Annotated in this window: 23 protein-coding genes; 7 read left to right on the forward strand and 16 right to left on the reverse strand. The window is 57.9% G+C overall.

Annotated elements, in window-relative coordinates; genetic code table 11:
* Positions 1–5 precede the first annotated feature (5 nt).
* From BQ8290_RS09080 to BQ8290_RS15165, 3 genes are read right to left on the reverse strand one after another with little or no spacing between them, the layout of a single operon-like run.
* Positions 6–1,523, reverse strand: coding sequence for an aminotransferase class I/II-fold pyridoxal phosphate-dependent enzyme (locus BQ8290_RS09080; RefSeq protein WP_108789484.1), 1,518 nt, complete (start codon positions 1,521–1,523; stop codon positions 6–8).
* Positions 1,510–2,601 (reverse strand): glycosyltransferase, encoded by a 1,092-nt coding sequence (locus BQ8290_RS09085; protein ID WP_337661263.1) that lies wholly within the window; start codon positions 2,599–2,601, stop codon positions 1,510–1,512. Before BQ8290_RS09085 ends, BQ8290_RS09080 begins: the two co-directional genes overlap by 14 nt.
* Positions 2,594–3,820: a hypothetical protein gene (locus BQ8290_RS15165; RefSeq protein ID WP_337661264.1), complete on the reverse strand. Its 1,227-nt coding sequence runs from the start codon at positions 3,818–3,820 to the stop codon at positions 2,594–2,596. The genes BQ8290_RS09085 and BQ8290_RS15165 overlap by 8 nt, the downstream gene beginning before the upstream one ends.
* 220 nt (positions 3,821–4,040) lie before the next feature.
* Here BQ8290_RS15165 and BQ8290_RS09090 point away from each other — a divergent pair, with 220 nt between their 5' ends.
* Positions 4,041–5,054 (forward strand): NAD-dependent epimerase/dehydratase family protein, encoded by a 1,014-nt coding sequence (locus BQ8290_RS09090; RefSeq protein ID WP_108789488.1) that lies wholly within the window; start codon positions 4,041–4,043, stop codon positions 5,052–5,054.
* On the opposite strand, the gene BQ8290_RS09095 is transcribed toward BQ8290_RS09090, so the two are convergent.
* The 9 genes from BQ8290_RS09095 to BQ8290_RS09135 all read right to left on the reverse strand — a co-directional run bounded on the left by BQ8290_RS09095 (position 5,055) and on the right by BQ8290_RS09135 (position 12,630).
* Positions 5,055–5,666, reverse strand: coding sequence for a hypothetical protein (locus BQ8290_RS09095; protein ID WP_337661265.1), 612 nt, complete (start codon positions 5,664–5,666; stop codon positions 5,055–5,057).
* 132 nt (positions 5,667–5,798) lie between these two features.
* Positions 5,799–6,320: a demethoxyubiquinone hydroxylase family protein gene (locus tag BQ8290_RS09100; protein ID WP_108789490.1), complete on the reverse strand. Its 522-nt coding sequence runs from the start codon at positions 6,318–6,320 to the stop codon at positions 5,799–5,801.
* Between the two features lie 41 nt (positions 6,321–6,361).
* A complete protein-coding gene (locus BQ8290_RS09105; protein ID WP_108789492.1) occupies positions 6,362–6,814 on the reverse strand; it encodes a disulfide bond formation protein B in 453 nt (150 codons plus the stop codon).
* Positions 6,815–6,899: 85 nt separating this feature from the next.
* Positions 6,900–8,237, reverse strand: a complete 1,338-nt coding sequence (locus BQ8290_RS09110) for a S41 family peptidase (protein WP_108789494.1) — start codon at positions 8,235–8,237, stop codon at positions 6,900–6,902.
* 155 nt (positions 8,238–8,392) lie between these two features.
* Positions 8,393–9,640: a peptidoglycan DD-metalloendopeptidase family protein gene (locus tag BQ8290_RS09115; RefSeq protein WP_108789496.1), complete on the reverse strand. Its 1,248-nt coding sequence runs from the start codon at positions 9,638–9,640 to the stop codon at positions 8,393–8,395.
* Between the two features lie 49 nt (positions 9,641–9,689).
* Positions 9,690–10,109: a 23S rRNA (pseudouridine(1915)-N(3))-methyltransferase RlmH gene (locus BQ8290_RS09120; RefSeq protein WP_108789498.1), complete on the reverse strand. Its 420-nt coding sequence runs from the start codon at positions 10,107–10,109 to the stop codon at positions 9,690–9,692.
* Positions 10,110–10,163: 54 nt separating this feature from the next.
* Complete coding sequence (rsfS, locus tag BQ8290_RS09125) at positions 10,164–10,526, reverse strand: ribosome silencing factor (RefSeq protein ID WP_337661499.1); 363 nt, start codon at positions 10,524–10,526, stop codon at positions 10,164–10,166.
* Between the two features lie 159 nt (positions 10,527–10,685).
* Complete coding sequence (locus BQ8290_RS09130) at positions 10,686–11,342, reverse strand: nicotinate-nucleotide adenylyltransferase (RefSeq protein ID WP_108789502.1); 657 nt, start codon at positions 11,340–11,342, stop codon at positions 10,686–10,688.
* 1 nt (position 11,343) lies between these two features.
* Complete coding sequence (locus BQ8290_RS09135; RefSeq protein ID WP_108789503.1) at positions 11,344–12,630, reverse strand: glutamate-5-semialdehyde dehydrogenase; 1,287 nt, start codon at positions 12,628–12,630, stop codon at positions 11,344–11,346.
* Between the two features lie 265 nt (positions 12,631–12,895).
* Here BQ8290_RS09135 and BQ8290_RS09140 point away from each other — a divergent pair, with 265 nt between their 5' ends.
* Both BQ8290_RS09140 and BQ8290_RS09145 read left to right on the forward strand, forming a co-directional pair.
* Positions 12,896–14,074 carry a M23 family metallopeptidase gene (locus BQ8290_RS09140; RefSeq protein ID WP_337661266.1) on the forward strand — a complete coding sequence of 393 codons (1,179 nt, stop codon included), beginning with the start codon at positions 12,896–12,898 and terminating at the stop codon, positions 14,072–14,074.
* Between the two features lie 16 nt (positions 14,075–14,090).
* Entirely contained in the window at positions 14,091–14,486 is a 396-nt protein-coding gene (locus BQ8290_RS09145; protein ID WP_108789505.1) for a polymer-forming cytoskeletal protein, read from the forward strand.
* Positions 14,487–14,572: 86 nt separating this feature from the next.
* Here the strand turns inward: BQ8290_RS09145 and BQ8290_RS09150 are convergent, their stop codons facing one another.
* From BQ8290_RS09150 to BQ8290_RS09160, 3 genes are all read right to left on the reverse strand, one after another.
* On the reverse strand, positions 14,573–16,276 hold the full coding sequence (locus BQ8290_RS09150; protein WP_108789507.1) for an AMP-binding protein: 1,704 nt from the start codon (positions 16,274–16,276) through the stop codon (positions 14,573–14,575).
* A 152-nt stretch (positions 16,277–16,428) separates the two neighbouring features.
* Positions 16,429–17,193, reverse strand: a complete 765-nt coding sequence (locus BQ8290_RS09155; RefSeq protein ID WP_108789509.1) for a cell cycle transcriptional regulator TrcR — start codon at positions 17,191–17,193, stop codon at positions 16,429–16,431.
* 188 nt (positions 17,194–17,381) lie between these two features.
* Positions 17,382–18,404 carry an NAD(P)H-quinone oxidoreductase gene (locus tag BQ8290_RS09160; protein ID WP_337661267.1) on the reverse strand — a complete coding sequence of 341 codons (1,023 nt, stop codon included), beginning with the start codon at positions 18,402–18,404 and terminating at the stop codon, positions 17,382–17,384.
* Positions 18,405–18,545: 141 nt separating this feature from the next.
* Here BQ8290_RS09160 and BQ8290_RS09165 point away from each other — a divergent pair, with 141 nt between their 5' ends.
* The 3 genes from BQ8290_RS09165 to BQ8290_RS09175 all read left to right on the forward strand — a co-directional run bounded on the left by BQ8290_RS09165 (position 18,546) and on the right by BQ8290_RS09175 (position 22,313).
* Positions 18,546–18,749 carry a DUF1192 family protein gene (locus BQ8290_RS09165; RefSeq protein ID WP_108792207.1) on the forward strand — a complete coding sequence of 68 codons (204 nt, stop codon included), beginning with the start codon at positions 18,546–18,548 and terminating at the stop codon, positions 18,747–18,749.
* A gap of 152 nt (positions 18,750–18,901) precedes the next feature.
* Positions 18,902–21,301, forward strand: a complete 2,400-nt coding sequence (gene clpA, locus BQ8290_RS09170) for an ATP-dependent Clp protease ATP-binding subunit ClpA (protein WP_108789511.1) — start codon at positions 18,902–18,904, stop codon at positions 21,299–21,301.
* Positions 21,258–22,313, forward strand: coding sequence for a ligase-associated DNA damage response exonuclease (locus tag BQ8290_RS09175; RefSeq protein ID WP_108789513.1), 1,056 nt, complete (start codon positions 21,258–21,260; stop codon positions 22,311–22,313). The genes clpA and BQ8290_RS09175 overlap by 44 nt, the downstream gene beginning before the upstream one ends.
* Positions 22,314–22,332: 19 nt before the next feature.
* On the opposite strand, the gene BQ8290_RS09180 is transcribed toward BQ8290_RS09175, so the two are convergent.
* Positions 22,333–22,653, reverse strand: coding sequence for a hypothetical protein (locus BQ8290_RS09180; RefSeq protein ID WP_337661269.1), 321 nt, complete (start codon positions 22,651–22,653; stop codon positions 22,333–22,335).
* A gap of 68 nt (positions 22,654–22,721) precedes the next feature.
* Between BQ8290_RS09180 and BQ8290_RS09185 the strand changes: the two genes are divergently transcribed.
* Positions 22,722–24,329, forward strand: coding sequence for a cisplatin damage response ATP-dependent DNA ligase (locus BQ8290_RS09185; RefSeq protein WP_108789517.1), 1,608 nt, complete (start codon positions 22,722–22,724; stop codon positions 24,327–24,329).
* Positions 24,330–24,382 lie beyond the last annotated feature (53 nt).

Raw genomic sequence — 24,382 nt, forward strand, 5'->3', positions numbered from 1 at the left:
GGTCCTTACCCCTTTGCCCAATATCGGATCTGTTCGCAGACCTTGTATACCGTGGCGTCGTCCATGTTTGATCCTGACGGCAGGCACAGCCCGCCGTTGAACAGGTTGTCACTCACCGATTGATCGGCAATTCGGCCATCATCATGGGGTTCAAATTCATATGCTTCGAAGACCGGTTGGCGGTGCATCGGTTTCCAGACGGGGCGCGCTTCGACGCCGACGGATTGCAAGCCATTGAGAATGCGGGTCCGGTCCAATCCGCATGCATCATTGAACACAGCCGCGGTCAGCCACCGTGTTGAGAAATATCCGTTGGGTTCGGGCATCCAATCGATGCCCTCGATATCGTTCAAAGCTTCGCAGTAGATTTCGAAAATGGCGCGGCGGCGGCGCACACGATCATCCAGAACCTTAAGCTGGCCGCGCCCAATTCCGGCCAAGACATTGCTCATTCTATAGTTGAACCCAATGGTTTGGTGTTCGTAATGGGCGGCTGCTTCGCGAGCCTGTGTTGCAAGGAACCGCGCCCGTTCAATCATGTCGCCGTCATCACCGCACAATGCGCCACCGCCCGACGTGGTGATGATCTTGTTGCCGTTGAAAGAATACGCCGCGAGTGTGCCGAATGAACCCGATTTGCGTCCCTTAAACGTCGCACCCAGCGATTCGGCCGCGTCTTCAAGAACTGGGACTCCATAGGCATCGGCCAACGCCATCAACGCATCCATATCCGCCGATTGCCCATACAGATTGGCGATGATGATGGCCGCGGGCAGAGCGCCGCACGCTTTATCGCGCGCCAAAGCCCGTTCGAGCGCCTTGGGGGACATGTTCCACGTTTGCGGTTCTGAATCGATGAAGACCGGAATGGCCCGTTCGTACCGGATCGGGTTGGCAGAAGCGGCAAAAGTGAAGCTGGGGCAATAGACCCGGTCACCATCCTTCACGCCCAAAAGGATCAATCCGAGGTGGAGCGCCGCGGTGCCCGATGACAACGCCGCAACGTGCCCATTCTCACTGTATTGCGCCAGTTCGGTTTCGAACCCTTCCACCTGCGGGCCGAGGGGAGCGATCCAATTGGTGTCGAACGCCTGTTGGACAAAATCGCGCTCCAACCCACCGAGATGCGGCGTCGATAACAACACAGCGCCGGCATTGTCGCGCCGTTCCAAAAGACGCGGCACACCGGCATCGTCCAAACGGGGTATGGCGGTGACCTGCGCGGTTTCAAACATGGCGCTCAGTTCAGCCAGAGTGGTCGTCATACGGGCGGTGACGGGCGCAATTGGGGGCAACGCATCCAAAATGGCGGATTGATCTCGGCCATCCAGCAAAAGGCGCCGAATATCGCCGTCGGTGACCATGCGCACCAACCGCCCCGTATCATCAACCACCATCAATGGGCCGCCGCCGGTTTGATCAAGCCGTTGTAAGGCATCGTGCAACGTCGTGTCCGCGTGCGCGATATAGGCCGCAATTGTCGCACCGATCGAACCCGGCTTTTCACAGTCAAAGTGACGCATAGACCCCCTCGATCCCGGCGCCCAAAGAGTCGCGCATAAAGAGCCGCTGGACCCTCTCCAGACCGCGCCATCCCATCTCCACGCATTGATCGCGATCATCCGCGAGCGTTTGCAGCGCATCGGTCACAGCCGCGATGTTACCCAACGCACACAGAATGCCGGTTTCGCCGTTGGCGACGACTTCGGGGATGCCGCCGATGGCATAGGAAACCACCGGAAGACCGCGGGCATGCGCCTCTGCGAGAACCATCCCAAATGTTTCCTGCGGCGATAAATGGAGGAATGCATGGGCCCGGTCGAGTTCGGGAAAGACATTGTCGAGCGCACCGGCAAACCGCACTTTATTGGCGATGCCTCGTTCCTTCGCATAGGATTCGAGCGCGTTTCTGCGTGTGCCATCACCGACCAATGTCAGCGTGGTGGCGCGCGCAGGGTCCCGGGCAACAAAGCGAGCAAAGGCATCGATTGAAGCGCGATGCCCCTTATCGCCGTTCATCATGGCGATGCCGACAATGCGGAATTCATCGTGCGCCCCGCGCGCAATCCACGCCGCGTCAAAGGCTGACTTGTCGGTCAAAACGCGGTCCGGCGTCATGATGGAATTGTAGACGGTGGTGATCCGTTTGGCCCCAACCCCATGCCGCAGCAAATCATGCTTCACAAAATCGGACACCGCGATCAGAGGGAACGGCAGACGTTTGAGCGCACCTTCTTTTCCCGCGCCTAAGACCGTGTTGACCACCCGCACCCGCTTACCGCGCGTCGCGGTCCATGCCAGCAATCCCGCCTGCGCATTGAAACTGTGCGCGATGCTGATGCCGGATCCGGCAACAATCCGGCGCAGAGCGGCGGCCCCTTTCCCCATTCTAATGGGCGCGCGATCCCCCAGATCGAGGCCGGGGACAATGTGAACGGCAAATCCGCCTTGCGTGAACCGATCCGTCAACGCATCGCTGCCCACGGCCACTTCGACATGCCAGCCGCGTTCGCGCAAGGCATGGGCCACCGCCAACATCAACACGCCCGGCCCAGCAAGCCTCACATCGGACCGCACCAACAGAACCCGTTTGTTACGCATGCTGCGCCTCCGCGAACATGGCATCAATCGCTTCGACAACATTGCCAAGCGCACCCGACGGCATGGCAAAACGCCCCGCTTCGGTTTGTGACACAGCGCGATCGATCGCGGTTTCCAGATCGTCGATATCGGCGTTGGCAGCCGCGATGCCATATTCGGCAAAGCGGGAATTCTGCGCGACGCTGGACCCCATTTGTAGGATCACCGGAACACCCGCCAGGGCTGCCTCTATCCCTAGGGTAGATCCGTGGGTGATGACGGCATCGGCGTCGAACAAATCGCAATCTAGCGATGCCCCGCGATTGCACCGAAATGGCGGCTTTAGCCAAGCCGGCGCCGGTTCTTCATTGGGGTGCAGCCGCACGGGCACGTCCCAATCATCGCGTTGAAGGGCCAAGTCATAGAGCGCGGCGATCACATCGGATTGATGATCCGCGTCGCGTCCTTTCAAAGGTTGCGATGCGTAGAGGACCGTTTTTCGTCCATTCCCGCTGGCATTTCCGTCGGTTTGGGCGCGCGCATTGCGTGCGGCCCGACGCGCGCGCAATTGCGCCATCGGTTCAAGCGCGGGATTGCCCGTAACTATGATCTTTTCAGGCGCATGGCCCGACGCGATCAACGTGTCGGCAACGGATTGGCTCAACACCAAAATCCGGTCTGCATAGTCGGGATCGTGCAGCCAATGATTGGTGGCGCTGGCCAACGTGTCGTTCAAAACGATCGCCGTGATCCCGCGATCTTGCCCGGCATCAATCAACGCCTTTTCCGCGCGCGGCGAATTGGTGGTGAGGATGATATCGGGCGCCGTTTTGTTGAGTATCCGCGCCGCCAATTCGCCGTGTTCAAACGCCGCCCGCCCCGCATCTGCATAAAGCGATTGCGCCTTGGCGTGGCCGTGAGTGGCCACTAGATCGCAATAGCCAAACCCCTGATACGCAACGCTTTCTGCGCGTGATACTGGCCCAGTTGCGTCGACATCGCCCACCAAACTGGTGCCATGGGTCACAATATCGGCATCATCCGGTGTCAGCATATCTTTGACCTGCCAGACCGTTACGCCCGCATCGCGCGCACCCGCCGCATCGACCACGGCATAGGCTGTGGTGAGAGCGAGGAAATGCACAGTCCATCCACGCGCACTCAACGCCATGGCCACCGGCAAACAGGCGTTTACGTGACCCCCGCCGTAAGCAGCGCAAAGGATGGTAGGTTGGGACAATTTACGGCATTCTCGTGTTATAAAGCTTCGTGATTTACGGGCTTATTGCCGGGGGATTTTGCATCGCATCGAGGATGTTGGATGATGCGTTTTACCCGGTGAGGAAGAGATAGTTTTTCCACTCGGAAGTGGGAAAGGCTATTGCATCCAAAACCGAAGCAATTGCGCTTCGTCATGCGGCCTATGGTCGCCCGAAAACGCCCGCCAGAAAGGCACGAATATGCGTACTGTCCTTATCACCGGATCGGCCGGCTTTATCGGATACCATCTGGCGCAACTTTTGTTGGACGAAGGGTTTCGTGTTGTCGGGTATGACGGGATGACCGATTACTATGATGTCCGCTTGAAAGAACGGCGGCATCAAATGTTGCTTCAAAACGCCAATTTCACCTGCGCACAGGGGATGTTGGAAGATTTTGACACGCTCCACACGCTGGCCATGCGTGAAGAACCGGATGTTATCGTGCATCTCGCCGCGCAGGCCGGGGTCCGCTACAGCCTTGAAAACCCGCGCGCATATGTCGATGCGAACCTTGTCGGTGCGTTCAACGTGATGGAATGCGCGCGCGAATTGGGCGTCGATCATTTGTTGATGGCCTCCACATCGTCGGTTTACGGCGCGAACACCGAAATGCCGTTCGATGAAAGGGAGAAATGCGACACGCAATTGACCCTTTATGCTGCGACCAAGAAGGCGAATGAGGCGATGGCCCATTCCTATGCTCATCTGTGGAACTTGCCGACGACGATGTTCCGGTTCTTCACCGTTTATGGCCCATGGGGTCGCCCCGATATGGCGCTATTTAAGTTCACACGCGGGATCCTGGAGGGGACTCCGATCGACATTTACAACAATGGCGAGATGTTCCGCGACTTTACCTATGTCACGGACCTTGTTCGCGCGATCCGTTTGTTGATCGATAAAGCACCTGTTCGCCCAGAAACGCCGGACGATATTCCCGAATGGGATTCGCTGTCCCCCGCCGCCCCATGGCGCGTGGCCAATATTGGCAACAGCGACACCGTGAAATTGATGGATTTCGTCACCGCGATCGAATCGGAATGCGGACGCGAGGCGGTGAAGAATTTTATGCCGATGCAAAAAGGCGATGTGCCCGCAACCTATGCCGATGCGACTTTGTTGCGCGAATTGACCGGATACACCCCCCAAACCGACGTGCGTAAGGGGATTGGGAAATTCGTCGCCTGGTACCGCGACTATTACGGCGTGTGATTAACCCTCGTTAGGGTCGGCGGCCTCTGGCGCGGGTGGTGTCGTACTGGGTAAATCGCCTTCGCCGGGCAATGGCCCTGCACGTTCGCGTTCCAACCGTTCCAGATATTCCCGCTCAATCTGTTCAACGCGCGCCTGTTCATCGGCGGCGTCCCCATCAATCGTCGATAGGCGGTCTTGCCGTGCTTCTTCGATCAATTGGCTAAAGCGAACATTCTCACCCTCTGCGCGTTCGGCATAGGCTTGATCAATAAACCGTTCGGTGCAGCCGGTGAAACCGCCCGCGCCCGCCGGATCGCACGACAAGGTGCCATGGGCACCGATATATCGGATGCTCTCAATCTGGCGTGTGCGCGAAATGTTTTCCGGCGAATCGCTGTGGCGAAGGTTTGATGGGATGCGATACCGGTCGGCCTCAACCACAATTTGACAGACGACCAATTCGCCTTCGATCGTGGGTTCGGGGCATTCGCTTTCGTCATAAGCGATCACCATATTCACGCGGTCACCGGCCTGATCCTGTGCAGCGGCAGGGCCGATCAATGCCAATCCCGCCACGGGCGCAGCAAGGGACAAAATCGCAAGGCGCGACAGGTTGAGCGCGTAAGACATTGAGTGTTTCCTCTTAAATGCGCCGATCGACGCATGAACATTTGTCAGAGCGATATATAGCAACGGGTGAACCGTTTCTGAAGAGCTTACCCGCCCTCTTTGCCGTCGATCCGATCACCGCGGCGCATTGGGTTAGATCCGCTCGCTCACTTTGATTGCGATTCGGCATCCCAAACGAATGGCGCCGGACAACAAAGGATAGGCCGGCGCGCTTTCCGCGCCATTGGCAAGCGCGGCATCGCGGTGTTCCCGTTCTTCTTCGCGAAATTCCTCAATCATTTCGGCCAATTCAGGTTCGGACCCGGTTTCGGCCAGGCGATCAAGTTGGTCGGAATAATGCTTGTCGATCTCGGTTTCGACCGCTGCGGTGCACGCCATCGCGGCCTCTGGCCCAAGCAGCGCCGTGCCCGCACCCAACGCGTATCCGGCGGCGGACCAAAATGGATGCAAAGCCGTGGGGCGCACGCCGCGTTTGGCCAAAACCGCGTCAAACCGCGCGCAGTGGGTTTCTTCTTGTTCAGCCATGTGACGGATTTCGGCGGAATGCGGTCCGCGATCGCCCATTACGGCCAATTGCCCTTTGTAAATTCGGGTTGCGCCAAATTCGCCCGCCTGATCGACGCGGATCATACGGTGCAGTTCGTCGCGATCCATATTACACTCCTGAAAAACGGGCAGCTCCCGATGGCGGGATCTTACTTCTTATACGCAGCGAAGGCCACAATAGCTGCTCCGCCGATGCAAGAAATAAGGAAATTCCAACCGGCCAACGAAATTCCGAACAAATCCCATGGCGCGACGTCACATCGGATCAAGGGGGCGGCGGAAATATCCATCACATCGACATCGGGCGCAAATGTGCTGCACCCGGTGATCCCTTCCCACCATCCGTATTCGACCCCGGCGTGGAACCCACCGATCAACCCCGAGGTTATAACCGCCAGACCCGCCAAAGCGAGCCAAACCCGTTGGGGCGGCGCAACAAAGGACACCAATGCCAAGGCAACAGCAGCAAAATGGGGCCAACGCTGCCACCAACACATTTCACACGGATAAAGGCCAAAACCGTATTGGGAGATGTAGGCACCGCCCAACAGGCCCACCGGAATCGCCAATGCCAAGGCGCGCGTTTGTTGTAGTCCAGTCATAGATCGGACCTTTAATCGGCCATCGCACCAATGGCCACCCAATGTGACCGGTGCCCGGCTGCTGGTAGAGAATTATCGCGGTCGTTTACTGGCGCAACGCAACCGAACTGGAGGTCGTGCGACGCAGGGTTTCAATCGCATAATGCAGTTGAAAATCCTCTACGCCTTGCTCTTCGAGCTGTTCGGCCGTCAATTGGAAACGCGGATCGTCGATGTTGTCATCCTCCAATTCCGCATCATCAATGCCCAATTCGTTGACCAAATGCCCGCGCAGATCGGATTCGCGCGTTTGATACCGTTCGCGCAGCGCGAAATCGGGATCGGACAATTGCGGCACACGGATATCGGGCGTGATGCCCCCTTCCTGCACCGATGCACCGGACGGTGTGAAGTACCGCGCGGTGGTCAATTTCAACGCCGCATCAGGGCCCAATGGCAACAGCGATTGAACCGAACCTTTGCCGAAGCTGCGTTGGCCCATGACCAAGGCGCGGCGATGATCTTGCAAAGCACCGGCGACAATTTCCGAAGCAGAAGCGGAACCGGCATCAATCAAGACAATGATTGGGACACCTTCGGCCATATCACCGCGAAACACGGTTTCTGCATCGTACAAAAGAGTTTCGCCGCGCGCGCGGCCACGTTGTGAAACGATGCGGCCGGAATCGAGGAACAGGTCGGACAAGGCCACCGCTTCATCGAGCGACCCGCCCGGATTGGACCGCAAATCCAGCACCAAACCGCTCATCCTGCCGGTCGCTTCGTCTTGCAGCGCTTCCCATGCGCGATAGACATCGGCGCCGACATCGGCGGAAAATTCATTGACTGAAATGTGTCCAATATTACCGGATTCGAGCGAATGAGTAACCGGCTCCAATTCGATAACGCCGCGCGTTACATCGACTTCGAACGGCTCATCGCGACCCGGACGGAAAATGGTCAACTTGATGGATGTGCCCGCTTTGCCGCGCATCCGCGCAACCGCGTCATCCAAATCGCCGCCATAGATTAGGTCGCCGTCCAAATGGGTGATGAAATCACCCGCTTTGACGCCTTGCGCATCGGCCGGGCTGCCTTTGAACGGTGAAATCACCTTGACCGCGCCGTCTTCCATGATGACCGACAGACCCAAACCGGAATAATTGCCGTCAATCATCGTGGTCAGCCGTTCAAGATCGCTGCCGTCGAGATAGGCGGAATGGGGGTCGAGCGATGTCAGCATCCCATCGATCATGCCGCGCACAAGTTGTTCGTCATCAACCGGCTCAACATAGTTTGCCTGAATGCGTTGATAGACCGCGAAAACCTTCGCCAATTCGGGCCCGGCGCGGCCATCGACCTGCGCCATGGTGGCGGTGGTTGCGGGGATCAGCGCGACGGCTGTGACGAGAGCGGCGCTGCGAAGCAAGGCGGCGATTTTCATGGGGTGTGCAAGGCTCCTTTATCCAACGTTGTATCGCGCGATCCACCTTAACGCCAGATGAGAGCGTCATGTGGGGTGGATACGTCCCTGACCGGGGCAGTTTATGGCGGGATCTTTACCAATCGGATCGCAAGGGTTCGATGCGAACGAGTGAATTAACGCAGGAAGTTGAGCGGGTTAACAGGCTCTCCATCCTGACGCAGCTCTATTCCAATCATCGGATCTTCGCCTCCGGCAACGCCCAAAGGTGCGCCGCCAATGACCTCGTCGCCCACTTCGGCGGCCACTCTTTCAAGGCCGGTCACCAAACTGGTCCAGCCGCCGGGATGTTCGATAATCACGATTCGCCCAAACCCGCGATACGGCCCCGCAAAGGCAATGCGACCCGACGCCGGTGCAACCACTTGCGCGCCAGATTGCGGCGCCAGCGACAATCCCTTTGAACGCAAACCGCTTTCCCGCATTTCGCCAAATCCGGCGATGGTCCGACCTTGGACGGGCAGTTGAAACGCGGTCAATGCCGTGGTCGTTGCGGCCGGGGTGGGTGTGGAATCGCTGGCGTCGATATCGGCGATGTCGGCGGCGATGTTGGCAGGACGCATTACCGGGCCGGGCAATGCCGCCAGTTCACGGCGCAACATAGCCGCATCGTCGATTACATCGATCAATCCGTCCAAATCACGCGCTTCCTCGGCCAAGGCCAAGGCGCGCTCCCCTTCGCGCAGAGCATTGCCGCGCGCTTCGCGTGACGCCAGCCTTTGGCGCGATTCCAAAGCGGCCAGATCCGCCCGACGTGCCTGCAATTCTTCTTCACCCGCGCCCAAACTTTCCAATTCGCGCGCGGCCTGTTGTTCCAAGGCGCGGCCTTGTTCCAATTCTCCGCGCAGCGCGGCCGTTCGATCGCGGATTTCGGGAACTGCCGAGGCAAGAACCGCACGAACATAGACGAGGTCTTTGAGCGATCCCGGTTGCAACGCAGACAAGGCCAATGGTCGCCGCGCCGTGGTTTGCAACGCGCCGGTCAACCGCACCAAAGGCTGTTGCCGTTCCGCCAGTCGCGCCGACAACGCAGTCCGGTCCGCCTGAGTCAGCGAATATCGTGCGCGTGCAGCGGCTATGTTGGCTTCTGCCGCTTGGATTTGTGCTGCGATGGCGGCCGCTTCGCTTGCGGTTTTATCGGCGGCAATCGTCGCGTCGTCGGATGCTTGGGTGAAGCGATCCGCGCGGGTTTGCGCTTGCCTGCTTTCGCGGGTGGCCCTCTCCAATTCGGCCTGCGCCTCATCCGGTTCCATAATCGCAACGTTGCGTTGTGCCCTGCTGTTGGGAACGGCTAACGCCATGGCCGCGATCAAAGCCAACGCCAAAAAGCCAAAAGCAGCGGTATGAAAAGCAGGATTGCGCATGGTGAACGACACTTTGCCCCATGATTGAACGCGATGATAGGCCCGTTGGTCAGACCCGGTGGTAGGGATGACCCGCTAGGATGCTGGTCGCGCGGTACAATTGTTCCATCACCATCGCGCGCGCCATCAAATGCGGCCATGTCGCCGGACCAAAGGCGAGCAAGAGATCGGCGTTTTTCCGGTCTTCGTCGGAATGCCCATCGGCGGCCCCCAATACAAAGCGCGCCTCACGCATGCCATCATCGCGCCAGCGGCCCAATAGCGCGGCAAAATCCTCCGATCCCATCGCCTTGCCCCGCTCATCCAAAAGGATGGTTTTGTGGGGACTTAAGGGGTCGGGAATTTTACCGCCGGTTTCCGGCAGTTCGGTGAGTTTCACCGGCCAGGTCAGGCGTTTTTCATAGCGCGCGACAAGCTCCGCCTCGGGTGAGCGGGCGATCTTTCCACGGGCGATAACATGCAGGAGGATGGCCGGAATCTCTCTACTATCTGGTGCGCGCGCGTTGGCGCGCAGGCGAAAGGGTTACGCCCGGCCTTGTTGCGGCGTGCCGCCTTCGAAGGACCACATACGTTCCAGATTGTAAAAGGTGCGCACTTCGGGCCGGAACAGATGGACGACAATATCGCCCGCATCGATCAACACCCAATCCGCCGTCGGCAAACCTTCGATGCGAACAGGGCCGTGGCCCGCTTGTTTGACCTTTTCAGCCAATTTCTGCGCCATAGACGCGACCTGACGGGTAGATCGGCCGCTGGCGATCACCATAAAATCGGCGACCGAGCTTTTCCCTTCTAGGGGGATTGAGACGATTTCCTGCGCTTGATCATCGTCAAGCTGGCTCATCACCAAATCGTGCAGTGGGTGTTCGCCTAATTCAGATGGCATAGTCAAAATTGCCTTTTCGGGCACCGCAGAGGCGGCGGGTGTTGGTGTCATAGACACGCGGGAATCTCCAAGATGTGGGGCTAAAATGGGCGCCTATGCGCGGGATGGCAAGGAAAGTTGCGTCCAATCGGATAAGATGAAGGCCCAAAATGGGTCGCTTCATGCAACGTCACGCTCTTCTACGAGACGGAAAGTCAAAACATCGCGCGGGGTGGCCCCTTGATATTCCGACGCCCAATCTGCGTTGTCACGGCGGATCGCGGTGGCGGAACTGGAATCGGGATCAAACCGCATGAACACCAGCGCGGGCGCGCGGGCGTGCTTTGTGTTCGATGATGATGGGTTGCGAATGCTGGCGACAGGGACGCGGTAGCGTCTCAACCAGGCCATGGCAGGGCTTGTCATAGCCGCACCGTTGTAGCCGGGACGCGCGATCACCGCAATCGGTACAAGTCGCGCAATATCACGCCACCCCTTCCAGCGGTGAAACTGCGCCAGATTGTCGGACCCCATCAACCACACAAATTGCCGTTTGGGATACCGCCTTTTGAGCTTTCGCAAAGTTTCGAGCGTGTATCGTGTGCCCAATTCGCGCTCTATCACGGTCGGCACAATCGACGTTCGCCGGGCTTGCGATCGCGCGGATTTGAGGCGCGCACCGAGCGGCCCCATCCCCTTGCGCGCTTTCAAAGGATTGCCTGGTGACACCAACCACCACGCATCGTCCAACTGCAATCGATCTATCGAAAACTGAGTGATCCGACGGTGTCCGCTATGCGCGGGATTAAAACTGCCACCCAAAAGCCCAGTCAACATATCAAGGCCGCGCCTGACCAGAGCCACGCACCAACCATTTGTATGTCGTGAGCCCTTCCAAAGCGACCGGCCCGCGCGCGTGCAGCCGTCCGGTTGCGATGCCAATCTCTGCCCCCAAACCAAATTCTCCACCATCGGCGAATTGCGATGACGCGTTGTGCATCACGATCGCGCTATCAACCCGGGCAAAGAATTGCTCTGCCACGGCTTCGTCTTCGGTGATGATTGCGTCGGTGTGAGACGAAGAGTGGCGCGCAATGTGATCCACCGCGCCGTCCAATCCATCAACAATCGCAACCGACAACACCGCGTCGAGATATTCGGTGTCCCAATCGAGTGATGTGGCCGCAATCACGCGCGAATCGAACGACCGACAGGCGGCATCGCCGCGAACCTCACATCCGGCATCGATCAATTGCTCTACAATCGTGGGGCCATCGGCAAATTCGGCGTCTATCAACAAAGTTTCCATCGCCCCGCAAATGCCCGTTCGGCGCAGTTTCGCGTTGAGCGCAATGGTTCGGGCCATGTCGGTATCAGCCGCCGAGTGGATATAGGTGTGACAGATACCGTCGAGATGGGCGAGAACAGGGACACGCGCATCGGCCTGAACCCGCGCAACAAGGCTTTTCCCGCCGCGAGGGACAATCATATCGATCAAGCCCGTCGCGGTCAGCATCGCGCCAACCGCGGCGCGGTCTTGTGTCGGGATCAATTGCACCGCTTGCGCCGGGACACCGCCTTCGACCAAACCGGCGGTGAAACTGGACAGGATGGCCCGGTTTGAATGGACCGCTTCGCTGCCTCCGCGCAACAACGCCGCATTGCCCGCGCGCACGCACAAGGCCGCCGCATCGGCGGTTACATTGGGGCGGCTTTCATAGATAATACCGATCGTTCCAATCGGCACGCGCACCCGGCTTAATTTCAACCCGTTGGGCCGTTCGGAAGCATCGATCACATTGCCGACCGGATCGGCCAGATTGGCAACTGCTTCGACCCCCGCCGCCACAGCCTCCAAACGCGCATCGTCCAACATCAAGCGATCCAATAGCGCTGAAGAAAGGCCGTTTTTCCGGCCCGCCTCAACGTCTTTCGCATTGGCCGCAAGGATCGCGGCAGCGTCTTGGCGCAGATGCCGCGCGGCATGGATCAAGCTTTGCGCACGCGCTTCGCTGGATAGGCTGGCCAAGACGCGCTGCGCCGCTCTGCCATCTTGGGCGAGAGCGGTGATCGCATCGTGTGGGGATTGCGTGTCGTGCGTCTTCAAAGAGGTCGTCGTTTTCATCACTGCGGCCAATAGCAGGGCAATCCGACCGTGTCAGCGAGTCCGTTCAATTGGTCGGACAAGGAGCGATTCGGCGCGATTCTTACCGATCGGTGAGTTTGTATGGATGCGACATTTGTCCATTTCGCTGCAATATTGCTCTTATATGAACGCTTCACCGCGATTCCCCATCGGTTCAACGGTTCGGGCCCCAACGGGATTCGATTCTTTACAGACCCATTGGTAGTCGTTCGTAACAAGCGAATTACAAATAATCGGGGCCGCTTTGTCAGATTCACATTCCGAACGCACGTTGCGAGAGAAAGTGCGCGATTGGTTCCCCGATCGTGAATTCTTCATGCGGTCACAAGGCCAAGTTCGCTTCATCAAAATCTCATCGCAGATGCAAAAAGGCGCGGCAGCAGCTGTAGCCTTGTTGGCGGTCGGCTGGGTTGGATCGATGGGCATCATGGCGTGGAACAACCACGCCGCCGAGGCCAGCATCGCGTCATTCCAAGAGGAAAAAGCAGCCGTCGCGACCGCTCGTCAGCGTCTTGACGCGTATGAAGGTAACCTTGATCAGGTCGTCGAAGATTTGGACGCCCGGCAAGACGCTTTGGAAGCGATGGCGGAATTGCTTCCCGAAGAAATTCAAACGGTCGATACAAATGTCACCGATTCCAGCGACGAAACGGCAGAAACGGTTGAGCAAGTTGGGATTATGTTCCCGAAAGCGCGCGGCCTCGCAGAGATCGAAGCGCGTCAACTTGCCTTTGTAGAAAATATGACCCGGTACGCCGATTGGCGTGCGGGCCGCGCCGAAGAAGCGCTGCGCCGGTTGAACCTTGATCCGAATGCAATGGCTCAGGCCGCCAGTTCGGATATTGAGGCGGCAATGGGTGGTCCGCTCGAAATGTTGGCGACCGCTGCTGATGGATCGATCGACCCACGGTTCGAACGCCTCGGCCTAAGCTTGGCGCGCATGTCTGCTCTTGAGCGTGCATTGGACGGCGTCCCACAAGTTGTGCCCGCCGCCGATCAACGCATCACCTCTGCGTTTGGATATCGCCGTGATCCGTTCACTCGCGGTGGCGCCATGCACAGCGGCATCGATTTCAAAGGCGCGTATGGTTCGCCCATTTTCGCCGCCGCCACGGGCGAAGTCAGCTTTGCCGGTTGGAAATCGGGATATGGTAAGACCGTAGAGATCACGCATGCCAACGGCATCATGACACGTTACGCGCATCTTTCACGGATTGGCGTAACTGCCGGTCAGTCTATCGAAGGTGGGGCAACGATCGGTGGCCTAGGCAGCACCGGCCGGTCTACAGGTCCCCATCTACATTTCGAAGTTCGTATTAACGGGCGCGCGGTCAATCCGCGCCCCTTCCTGGAGGCAGCCCCCGATGTTCTCAAAGAAGCCCGCGGAACAGGAACGGCCAGCCGTCCCGCAAGCCGCCCCTAAATCCAGAGGAAGAAACATGGCGCAAGGCAATTCGACCTTTTCGGTGATCGGATCGGACGTCACGATCAAAGGCGACATCAGCGCGTCTGTCGATCTGCACATTGATGGCACCATCGAAGGCGACATCAAATGCGCGTCTTTGGTCCAAGGCGAATCAAGCGCAATTTCCGGTGCTGTCACCGCGGATAGCGCGCGGATGTCGGGCAAAGTGGTCGGATCGATCACCGCCAAAGAATTGGTGATCCTTAAAAGCGCGCAAATCGAAGGCGACGTGCATTACGATGCGTTGACCATTGAACAAGGCGCGCAGGTTGATGGCCGGTTTGCTCCCAACGGACAAACCGCCGCACCCAAGGCAGTGCCTGCTCCTAAAGTGAGCGATGCCGATCCCCAGTTGAAGATGGCGAACTAGGCCAAAGCCAACTGCAACCAAATAGTTTGAAAAGCGCCGCGACCCTTCATGGGTGCGCGGCGTTTTCTTTGGCTGGATCAGAAAACCTAGAGAACTTCGGCGCGCAACGCCTTGCGGTCGAGTTTGCCGACGATCGTTTTGGGCAAATCGTCGCGGATGACGATGCTGTCGACGCGTTCGTGCTTTCCGATCCGTTCGTTCAGCCATGATTTAAGCGCGTCGCCGTCTATCCCGTCGCTATCGGGCTCAAGCGTGACATAAGCGCGCGGAACTTCGCCGCGATATTCCTCCGGCACGCCAATAACCAACGCCTCTTTAACGGCCTCATGTTTGAGGATCGCGTCCTCAACCACGCTGGGAAAGACTTTAAAACCGCCAACGGAGATCATGTCTTTGATCCGGTCGACGATCTTTAGAAATCCATCGGCATCCATTTCGGCCACATCGCCTGTGCGCAGATATTGTTTGTTGCCGCGCGTGACGAACACATCGGCGGCGGTTTCGGGCCGGTTCCAATATCCGCGCATGATTTGCGGGCCGTGGATCGCCAATTCGCCGGGTACGCCTTCGGGGGCGAGTTGAGTGGGATCCTCTTTGTCCAACAAGACGATCTCTGTGCCCGCCACCAATTGGCCGATGGTGCCGCGTTTGCGCGTCCCTTCATACGGGTTGACGGAGACGACGCCGGAACTTTCGGTCAAACCGTATCCTTCGACCAAACGCACGCCGGTGGTTGCTTCGAATCGTTCGTGAACCTGCGCGGGCATTGGGGCGCCGCCGGAAATGCAGACTTTCAAAGAGGAAAGGTCGGTCTTGCTCAGATCAGGATGATCCAAGAGCGCTTGAAACATGGTTGGAACGCCTGGAAATCCGGTGGTCTTGTACTTTTGAATGGTCTGCAGCACTTGTCGCGCATCAAATCGCGGCACCATGGCAATCGAAGCGCCCGCCGCCACGCAATGGTTCAACAAAGCGGTGTTGGCGAAAACGTGAAAGAACGGCAGCGCGCCCATAAACACTTCATCGCGCGGATTATCGGCGGCGTTGATCGCGGCGATCTGCTGTGCGTTTTGCGCCAATTGATTGTGGCCCAACATCGCACCCTTAGGCCGCCCGGTTGTGCCGCCGGTATATTGCAAAAGCGCGAGATCTTCGGTCGCGCTCAGCGTGGGCAGGCCGTAGCGTTCGCCATCCAACCAATCCGTCCAGGCCCAATCGGTCAACATATCCGACCATTCGCGAATGGAATCGCCCTGCTGGCCATAGGCAACATTGGCGATCTGGCTGCGCTTGAACACTTTCATCGCCAGGCCTTTCGCCCACGGGAGCATGTTGGACAATTTGCCAACAACCAATGTCTCAAGCTCAGACGTTTCGAGAACTTGCGCCGCGTTGTCGTACAATTCGGGCACATCGACGGTGACCAGGACCCGCGTCCCACTATCGGCGACTTGCCATGCCAATTCTTCTACCGAATAGAGCGGCGAGAAATTGACCACGACCGCACCCGCCATCATCGCGCCGTAATAGGCCGATGCGTAAATCGGAACGTTGGGCAGGAACAAGCCGACCCGGTCGCCCTTTTTGACGCCCATCTCCACAAGGCCGAGAGCAAAGGCGTTCGCCTCTGCAAAGACATCGCCATATGTGTAAGTGCGGCCCAGAAAATGAAGAAATGGGGCCGATCGATCATGCCGCACCGGCCGTTCAAACATCTCCGGCAGGGTCAGGTCTTCGAACTGCGTATCCCAAGGGGTTGGGTGGTGATAAGGGGCGTTATTGACATTCATGTCAGTAACCTTGGCCGATCACCGCTTCACACACAAGCAAAAGTGCGCCCAAAAGGACGGTTTTTGCATCAAGTGTGATGATCATCGGTGCCCATCGCGTGTGCAACGCGCCGAACCCCTATGCGCCGTAACGCACCGCTATGCGCGGAGGATTACTCGCTAGGAGCGTCGTCCTCCGCAGGCGGTTGGGCGAAACCCGAAGTCGAAGGTGCAACGTCACCCGCTTCTTCGGCTTCGCGTTTTTTGGCGAGCCATGCTTCGGCTTCGGCTTCTTGTGCGGCTTCGGCGGCGGCTTTGACGTTCGCTTCGCGTTCGGCGCGCAGCTCTTCGATCAATTTGTCCTTATCCGAACGGCCATCGGTCGCAACGGGCGCCTCAGCATCTTCGGTCACACCGGCACGTTTGGCCGCCTTGGCGACCGCCGCATCCAATTCCCGCTGTGAACACAGGCCAACGGTGACCGGATCTTTGGGTTGGATGTTTTGAATGTTCCAATGCGACCGTTCGCGAATCGCGCCAATTGTGTTGCGCGTGGTGCCGATCAATTTGGAGATCTGCGCGTCCGAAATTTCGGGGTGATTGCGCAAAATCCACGCAATGCCATCCGGTTTATCCTGACGTTTGGATACAGGTGTGTAACGCGGGCCTTTGGTGCGGGTCACCTCGACCGGCGCCTTGTGCATTTTCAACGCGTAGTTTTCATCCGCCTGACCCAATTCGATCTCGGCCAGCGTCAATTCACCGGCGTGAACAGGGTCGCGACCGGTGTATTTGCTGCCTGCGAGGTCATCGGCCATCGCTTGCACTTCGAGAATGTGAAGACCGCAAAACTCAGCAATTTGTTCAAACGACAAACCGGTGTGATCAACCAACCAGGTGGCGGTGGCGTGCGGCATCAGCGGTGTGGGCTGGCCCATAGGAAAACTCCGTAAAAAGTAGAAGGCCGCCCCTTTCGGAGCGGCCATTGCGACACGGTAGATAGGCGAAGGTCGTGCAAACGGCAAGGAATTGGTTTGCACCGCTGTGACAGCGTCCCATTAGCGGCCAAACCAACGCAAAATTTGCCGCCCAAATGCCATTCTTAAGAGAAGGCGAAGGCCCTCGATCAATCCGCGCAAACGCTCAAGACAATTTTACCGATATGTTCGCCCGCTTCCATTCGGGCATGGGCCGTCGCGGCTTCGGCTAGGGATAGGGTTTGGTCCATGATCGGGGCCAGTTCGCCGGTGGTGAACAGCGGCCAAGCGTTATCGGCAATTTCATCCGCCAACGCGGCTTTGAATGCATCACTGCGCGGTCGCAGAGTCGATCCGGTCAAAGTCAATCGACGCATCATGACCATCGGCATGAACAATTCCGCTTTCACCCCGCCCAACACCGCGATCGTCACATGGCGGCCATCTTCGGCAAGGCATTTCAGATTGCGCGGCACGTAATCGCCCGAAACCATATCAAGCACAACGTGCACGCCCGCGCAATCGGTGTGCTTGGCCACGGCTTCGACAAAGTCTTCTTCGCGGTAATTGATCGCCAGGTCGGCGCCAATTTTGCGTGCCGCTTCGCATTTGGCTTCGTCGCCGCATGTCACGATGACATGCATGTCGAACGCCTTAGCCAACATAATAGCCATCGTCCCGATGCCCGACGTGCCGCCATGAACCAACAGGGTTTCACCATCGCGGGCCATGCCGCGTTCGAAAACGTTGTGCCACACGGTGAACAAAGTCTCTGGCAAAGCGGCGGCGGATTTCAAATCCATCGCATCAGGCACCGCGAGGCAATGTTGCCATGGGGCTGTGCAATATTCCGCGTAACCCCCACCCGGCGTCAGTGCGGCGACCCGCGTGCCTATGATTTCGGAGGGCACCTGTGCCCCGGTTGCGACCACAATGCCGGCAACCTCCAACCCCAAAATGGGCGACGCGCCCGGCGGCGGCGGATACGCACCGGCGCGTTGAATGCAATCGGGACGATTGACGCCCGCATAGGCCACTTTGATCAAGACATCGTGCGGGCCCGGTGCAGGAACCGAGACCTGTTCCAAGCCCAGAACCTCTGGCCCGCCGGGTTTTTCAAAACCCACAGCTTGCATCGTGTCCGGCAGAACAGGCGTCGTCGCCTCAACCATAAGTGAACCCCTATTTTCGTTATCCGATCCAGTCGCCCCACTGGATACAATGTTTCACCCGTTATGGCGCGCCCCGTATGGGATGCAATTACTTTTCACGAACATTGACAGCACGCCGCCTTCGTTGCGATGTTGACGGCCATGGATATTGATGACCGCCCGATCCGCAAAGGCGACGCCGCAAGCCAGTTAGCGGCAGAAGATCTTGCGCCCTATTCTCAGGACGAGCTGACCGATCGGGTCGCTTTGCTTGAAGCGGAAATTGCGCGGGTTAAAGCGCACAGCGACAAGGCCAGCGCCCATCGCGCAGCGGCCGACGCCTTTTTCTCAAAGAAGACCGATTGATGCGCGCGGAACTTTCTGCGTTTTTACGGTCATGCCCATTGCGGGACGGCCGGTCTTCATGAAGACTGTCCAAAGATCATTCTCGCAATTCTCAGTGTTCGCCCCATATAACGTTCACTCCCTTTCAACCGTCCGCCGATAGAGTCCCCCTCATGCCCAGTTTTGCTCAAAACCTCGAACGCACGTTGCACAACGCGTTGGCCCACGCCTCAGAGCGTCGGCACGAATATGCGACGTTGGAGCATTTGTTGCTCGCCCTTATCGATGACGAAGACGGTGCCCAGGTCATGGCGGCATGTGGCGTGGACCTTGCCGAATTGGGTGAGGTGGTAAAACAATATCTTGATCAGGAATATCAATCACTTAAGACCGAAGAAGACGCTGATCCGCAACCCACAGCTGGGTTCCAGCGAGTGATCCAACGCGCCATCTTGCACGTGCAATCTTCGGGCAAAGACACAGTGACAGGCGCGAATGTCTTGGTTGCCTTGTTTTCGGAACGCGATTCTTACGCCGTCTATTTCCTCCAACAACAAGATATGAGCCGCCTCGACGCTGTGAGCTATATCAGCCACGGTATCGGCAAAGGCGGTCGGCAATTGGAATCGAACGCGCCTAGCGGTGCCGAAGAAAACGCGGCTCCGGGCGATGCGGAAGCGGCCAAAGAAGGCGGCAACAAGAAAGAGACCGCTCTCGATCAGTTCACTGTCAACCTAAATGCGAAAGCAGAGGCCGGCAAAGTCGATCCGTTAATCGGACGCGGACCCGAAGTGGATCGCACGATCCAAATCCTATGCCGCCGCAGCAAGAACAACCCGCTTTATGTGGGTGACCCGGGCGTTGGCAAAACCGCCATTGCAGAAGGTTTGGCGCGCAAGATTGTCGAAGGCGATGTTCCCGAAGTTTTGAATGATGCCGTGATCTATTCGCTTGATATGGGCGCGTTGTTGGCGGGCACGCGGTATCGCGGTGATTTCGAAGAGCGTTTGAAACAGGTCGTGTCCGAATTGGAAGGAATGCCAGACGCCATCCTCTTCATCGACGAAATTCACACCGTGATCGGCGCCGGCGCAACCAGCGGCGGTGCCATGGATGCATCGAACTTGCTCAAACCTGCTTTGTCGGGCGGCACCATTCGTTGCGTGGGATCAACCACTTACAAAGAATTCCGCAATCACTTCGAGAAAGATCGCGCCTTGCTGCGCCGGTTCCAGAAAATCGACGTGAACGAGCCTACGATCGAAGACACGATCAAAATCCTAAAGGGTCTGCGCACCGCTTTCGAAGATCACCACAACGTCAAATACACGCCCGATGCGTTGAAAACGGCGGTCGAACTGTCGGCGCGTTACATCAACGACCGCAAATTGCCGGATAAGGCGATTGACGTGATCGACGAAGTGGGCGCGATGCAGATGCTGGTCCCGCCCAGCCGTCGGAAAAAGAAAATCACCGCGCGTGAAATCGAACAGGTCATCGCGACGATGGCCCGCATCCCGCCGAAATCGGTGTCGAAAGACGACAAGAAAGCGCTTGAAAATCTGGGCCGCGATCTGAAGCATGTCGTGTTCGGCCAAGATGAGGCGATCACGCGCTTGTCCACCGCGATGAAATTGTCGCGTGCGGGCCTACGTGATCCGGACAAACCAATCGGTTCGTTCTTGTTCAGCGGTCCCACCGGCGTCGGCAAAACCGAAGTCGCGCGGCAGCTTGCCTCGATCATGGGTATCGAACTCAAACGGTTTGATATGTCCGAATATATGGAACGGCACAGCGTGTCGCGCCTGATCGGTGCGCCTCCGGGTTATGTCGGTTACGATCAAGGCGGTTTGTTGACCGATGCCGTGGATCAAAACCCGCATTGCGTGTTGCTGCTGGACGAAATTGAAAAGGCCCATCCGGACCTTTTCAACATCCTATTGCAGGTCATGGACAATGGCCGTTTGACCGATCACCACGGCAAAACCGTCGATTTCCGCAATGTTGTTTTGATCATGACGACCAATGCTGGCGCTGCCGTTATGGCCACACAGGGCATTGGCTTTGGCGATGTGTCTAAAGAAGACGCAGGAAGCGAAGCGGTGAAGAAGATGTTCACCCCGGAATTCCGCAACCGTTTGGATGCGATTGTACCGTTTGCCTATCTTGGCAAATCAACGGTCGCCCGTGTCGTCGACAAGTTCATCCTTGAGCTTGAATTGCAATTGGCGGAACAAAACGTCCATATTCAATTTGATGGCGATGCGCGCAACTGGTTGGCCGATAAAGGGTATGATCGTTTGTACGGCGCCCGTCCGATGGGCCGTCTGATCCAAGACAAGATCAAACAACCGCTCGCCGAAGAATTGTTGTTCGGCAAATTGTCGGATGGCGGCGAAGTGCATGTCACAGTCAAGGATGGCAAGCCGAGCTTTGAATTGACCCCGGCGCCGCCGAAGACCAAACCAAAGCGCAAACCGGCGGCCAAGAAAAAGCCCGCCGCCAAAAAAGCGCCTGCGCCCAAGAAAGATGATCCAAAACCGGAAGAATCGGGCAGCGACAAAGAATCCTGATCGCCCTTTGATCGCCGGTTTCTCATGGATCCGTCCGGAACCATGGGGCATTCAAGTGGTCCCCGCAAAATGCTGGATTGATCCGAGCAGAGCCGTTGATCGCGCCTTGGTCACCCATGGACACGCCGATCACGCGCGCGGCGGCCATGGCGTGTCGATTGCCACGCCCGAAACGCTGGCGATTATGGATTTACGCTACAACACGCGAGAGGGTGCAACCCCAGTACCCTATGGAGAGACGATCGCATTGGGCGGCGGTGTCGATGCCACCTTTATCCCGGCCGGGCATGTCTTAGGCTCGGCCCAAATTCTGCTCGAACATGCTGGGGAACGCGTTGTTATCACGGGGGATTACAAACGCCGCCCCGATCCGACATGCGCCCCGTTTGCAATCACGCCGTGCGACGTTTTCATCACAGAGGCGACGTTCGGCCTTCCGGTGTTCGTCCATCCGCCCATCGCCGATGAGATGGCGAAATTGATCGCTGCCCTCAAAGATCATCCCGACCAATGTGTTTTGGTGGGGGCCTATGCCTTGGGCAAGGCCCAGCGTGTTATCGCCGAATTGCGGGCAATGGGTCACACCCAACCGATCTATCTGCATGGTGCGATGGAAAAGATGTGCCGCCTCTATGAAGAACACGGTGTTCCATTGGGTGATCTGAGATTGGTGGCCGACCACACGAAAGACGACATGCGCGGCCACATCATCGTCGCACCGCCCGCCGCGTTAAGTGGGCAATGGGCGCGGCGCCTGCCCAATCCTATAACCGCCATGGCAAGCGGATGGATGCGCGTGCGCGGACGCGCGCGACAGCGCGGCGTGGAACTGCCGTTGATCATATCCGATCACGCGGATTGGAATGAACTGACTCAGACGATCCAACAGGTGAACCCGTCAGAAACGTGGATCACTCACGGACGCGAAGAGGCGCTGCTGCGCTGGTGCGAGCTTAACCAAAGACGCGCCCGTGCGCTGGCTTTAGTGGGGCGCGAGGACGAGGATGATTGAACCCCTCAATCCCAGCCCATTAGCCAAGCGTGGCAAGACCGGCAGCAACGTCTTCGAGGGATTGATCGGTGATCATCCCTTGCGACCACGGCTTCAATTCGACCAAGCTCATGCCTTTGAATTGGCCATAGGCAGGGTGGTTGTCGATGCCCGGCAGATGCGCGAGCACGACCGCTTTGGCCGCTTCATCCGCCATCAAGACCTCGATAGGCGTGTTGATTGTGAATGCGACGGCGGCTTCGCTCGATTCGGTGTGGCCATCGGCCAATGCCGGGGTCGAGGCGCCAGCGATCAGCAAAAGTGCGGCGAGAGGAGCAAATTTCATAGTGGGCATACTCATGTTGGATATCGTCTGAAGCGCATTAACGCTGCAAACTGTCTGAGCGATGAAGCAGGAAGCGGCGTGCGATGAAAGCCTTTTCTACTTTGCTCGACACGTTGGTCTACACCAACAGCCGCAATCGCAAGCTGGCTTTGATCGTCACCTATTTGAGGGAAACACCCGATCCCGATCGCGGATGGGCGTTGGCGGCGTTAACCGGGGAACTCGATTTCCCCGGCGTCAAAAGCACAACGATCCGCAATTTGATGAAAGATCGGATTGACCCGGTTTTGTGGACGCTCAGCCGTGATTTCGTCGGGGACACGGCCGAAACCGCCAGCCTGCTTTGGCCGGAGAACGTGGCGGCATCCGGCGATCCCGCCACGTTGAGCGAAACGGTCGATGCCCTTGCCGCGTTGAATCGAAAAACCGCGCCAGAACAGCTGCCCGCTTTGCTGGACCGGTTGGATGCTGCGGGGCGCTTTGCATTGATAAAGTTGGCGACGGGCGGAATGCGGATTGGGGTTTCCGCACGCTTGGCCAAAACCGCCTTCGCCAAAGCGTTCGATGTGTCGGTGGAACAGGTGGAGGAATATTGGCACGCTTTAGAAGCGCCCTATCCCGACCTGTTCGCATGGGCTGAGGGTAAGGCCCCGCCCCCCGATGTCGAAAATCGTCCGCATTTCCGCCCCTTTATGCTCGCCCACCCACTCGAAGAAGACCACGTCGATCTGGCCGATTACGCCGCGGAATGGAAATGGGATGGCATCCGCGTTCAAATCGTCCGGGTGAACGGGGAAACGCGGCTCTATTCGCGCAGCGGCGACGATATCTCTGCGACTTTCCCCGAATTGTTGGATGCGTTGCCGATGGATGCGGTGTTGGACGGCGAATTGTTGGTCCGCGGGCCCGGTCATGCCGCCACACAAGGGGGCGAAACCGGTGGCCCGGCCAGCTTCAACGCCCTGCAACAACGGCTGGGACGAAAGACCGTTTCGAAAAAGATGCTGGCACAGACCCCGGCATTTATCCGCCTCTATGATGCCTTATTGATCAAGGGAGAGGATTTGCGCGAACGCAGTTGGACCGAGCGGCGCAATGCGTTGGAAACGCTGATCCAGCAATTGCCACGAAGCCGTTTTGATCTGTCCGAATTGGTTGAGGCGCGTGATTTTGCCGACCTTGCCAAGATCCGCGAAGGCGCACGCGCCGACGCGATCGAAGGATTGATGCTGAAACGCCGCGACAGCCCCTACATCGCGGGTCGCAAAGTTGGGATGTGGTACAAATGGAAACGCGATCCGTTGCTGATCGATTGCGTGTTGATGTACGCCCAACGCGGCAGCGGCAAACGGTCCAGCTTCTATTCGGATTACACATTCGGGTGTTGGGCCGCCGATCCCGAAACCGGCGCAGAATTGTTGCCCGTCGGCAAAGCCTATTCCGGCTTCACCGATGCGGAGCTTAAGAAGCTCGACAAGCTGGTCCGGCAAACGACGCTCAACCGATTTGGGCCGGTGCGAGAGGTTGAACGGACGCTGGTCTTCGAAGTCGCCTTTGACAGTGTGCACACATCAAAGCGGCACAAATCCGGCCTCGCCATGCGGTTTCCCCGCATTCATCGGATCCGATGGGACAAACCCGTCCACGAAGCGGACCGCATCGAAAGCCTACGCGCGCTTATCCAAGATTGATCGCGGTCCTTGTTAAGGCGGTTTCGCGGCTTGATTTGCGCGGTGCGAATAAT

The organism is Erythrobacter sp. Alg231-14 (assembly GCF_900149685.1).
GTDB lineage: Bacteria > Pseudomonadota > Alphaproteobacteria > Sphingomonadales > Sphingomonadaceae > Erythrobacter.

Excerpts from the sequence above, each read along its gene's own strand:
- BQ8290_RS09080 (WP_108789484.1), bottom strand. The coding sequence starts at position 1,523 with ATGCGTCACTTTGACTGTGAAAAGCCGGGTTCGATCGGTGCGACAATT.
- BQ8290_RS09085 (WP_337661263.1), bottom strand. The coding sequence starts at position 2,601 with ATGCGTAACAAACGGGTTCTGTTGGTGCGGTCCGATGTGAGGCTTGCT.
- BQ8290_RS09090 (WP_108789488.1), top strand. The coding sequence starts at position 4,041 with ATGCGTACTGTCCTTATCACCGGATCGGCCGGCTTTATCGGATACCAT.
- BQ8290_RS09095 (WP_337661265.1), bottom strand. The coding sequence starts at position 5,666 with ATGTCTTACGCGCTCAACCTGTCGCGCCTTGCGATTTTGTCCCTTGCT.
- BQ8290_RS09100 (WP_108789490.1), bottom strand. The coding sequence starts at position 6,320 with ATGGATCGCGACGAACTGCACCGTATGATCCGCGTCGATCAGGCGGGC.
- BQ8290_RS09105 (WP_108789492.1), bottom strand. The coding sequence starts at position 6,814 with ATGACTGGACTACAACAAACGCGCGCCTTGGCATTGGCGATTCCGGTG.
- BQ8290_RS09110 (WP_108789494.1), bottom strand. The coding sequence starts at position 8,237 with ATGAAAATCGCCGCCTTGCTTCGCAGCGCCGCTCTCGTCACAGCCGTC.
- BQ8290_RS09115 (WP_108789496.1), bottom strand. The coding sequence starts at position 9,640 with ATGCGCAATCCTGCTTTTCATACCGCTGCTTTTGGCTTTTTGGCGTTG.
- rsfS (WP_337661499.1), bottom strand. The coding sequence starts at position 10,526 with ATGCCATCTGAATTAGGCGAACACCCACTGCACGATTTGGTGATGAGC.
- BQ8290_RS09130 (WP_108789502.1), bottom strand. The coding sequence starts at position 11,342 with ATGTTGACTGGGCTTTTGGGTGGCAGTTTTAATCCCGCGCATAGCGGA.
- BQ8290_RS09135 (WP_108789503.1), bottom strand. The coding sequence starts at position 12,630 with ATGAAAACGACGACCTCTTTGAAGACGCACGACACGCAATCCCCACAC.
- BQ8290_RS09145 (WP_108789505.1), top strand. The coding sequence starts at position 14,091 with ATGGCGCAAGGCAATTCGACCTTTTCGGTGATCGGATCGGACGTCACG.
- BQ8290_RS09150 (WP_108789507.1), bottom strand. The coding sequence starts at position 16,276 with ATGAATGTCAATAACGCCCCTTATCACCACCCAACCCCTTGGGATACG.
- BQ8290_RS09155 (WP_108789509.1), bottom strand. The coding sequence starts at position 17,193 with ATGGGCCAGCCCACACCGCTGATGCCGCACGCCACCGCCACCTGGTTG.
- BQ8290_RS09160 (WP_337661267.1), bottom strand. The coding sequence starts at position 18,404 with ATGGTTGAGGCGACGACGCCTGTTCTGCCGGACACGATGCAAGCTGTG.
- BQ8290_RS09165 (WP_108792207.1), top strand. The coding sequence starts at position 18,546 with ATGGATATTGATGACCGCCCGATCCGCAAAGGCGACGCCGCAAGCCAG.
- clpA (WP_108789511.1), top strand. The coding sequence starts at position 18,902 with ATGCCCAGTTTTGCTCAAAACCTCGAACGCACGTTGCACAACGCGTTG.
- BQ8290_RS09175 (WP_108789513.1), top strand. The coding sequence starts at position 21,258 with ATGATCCAAAACCGGAAGAATCGGGCAGCGACAAAGAATCCTGATCGC.
- BQ8290_RS09180 (WP_337661269.1), bottom strand. The coding sequence starts at position 22,653 with ATGAGTATGCCCACTATGAAATTTGCTCCTCTCGCCGCACTTTTGCTG.
- BQ8290_RS09185 (WP_108789517.1), top strand. The coding sequence starts at position 22,722 with ATGAAAGCCTTTTCTACTTTGCTCGACACGTTGGTCTACACCAACAGC.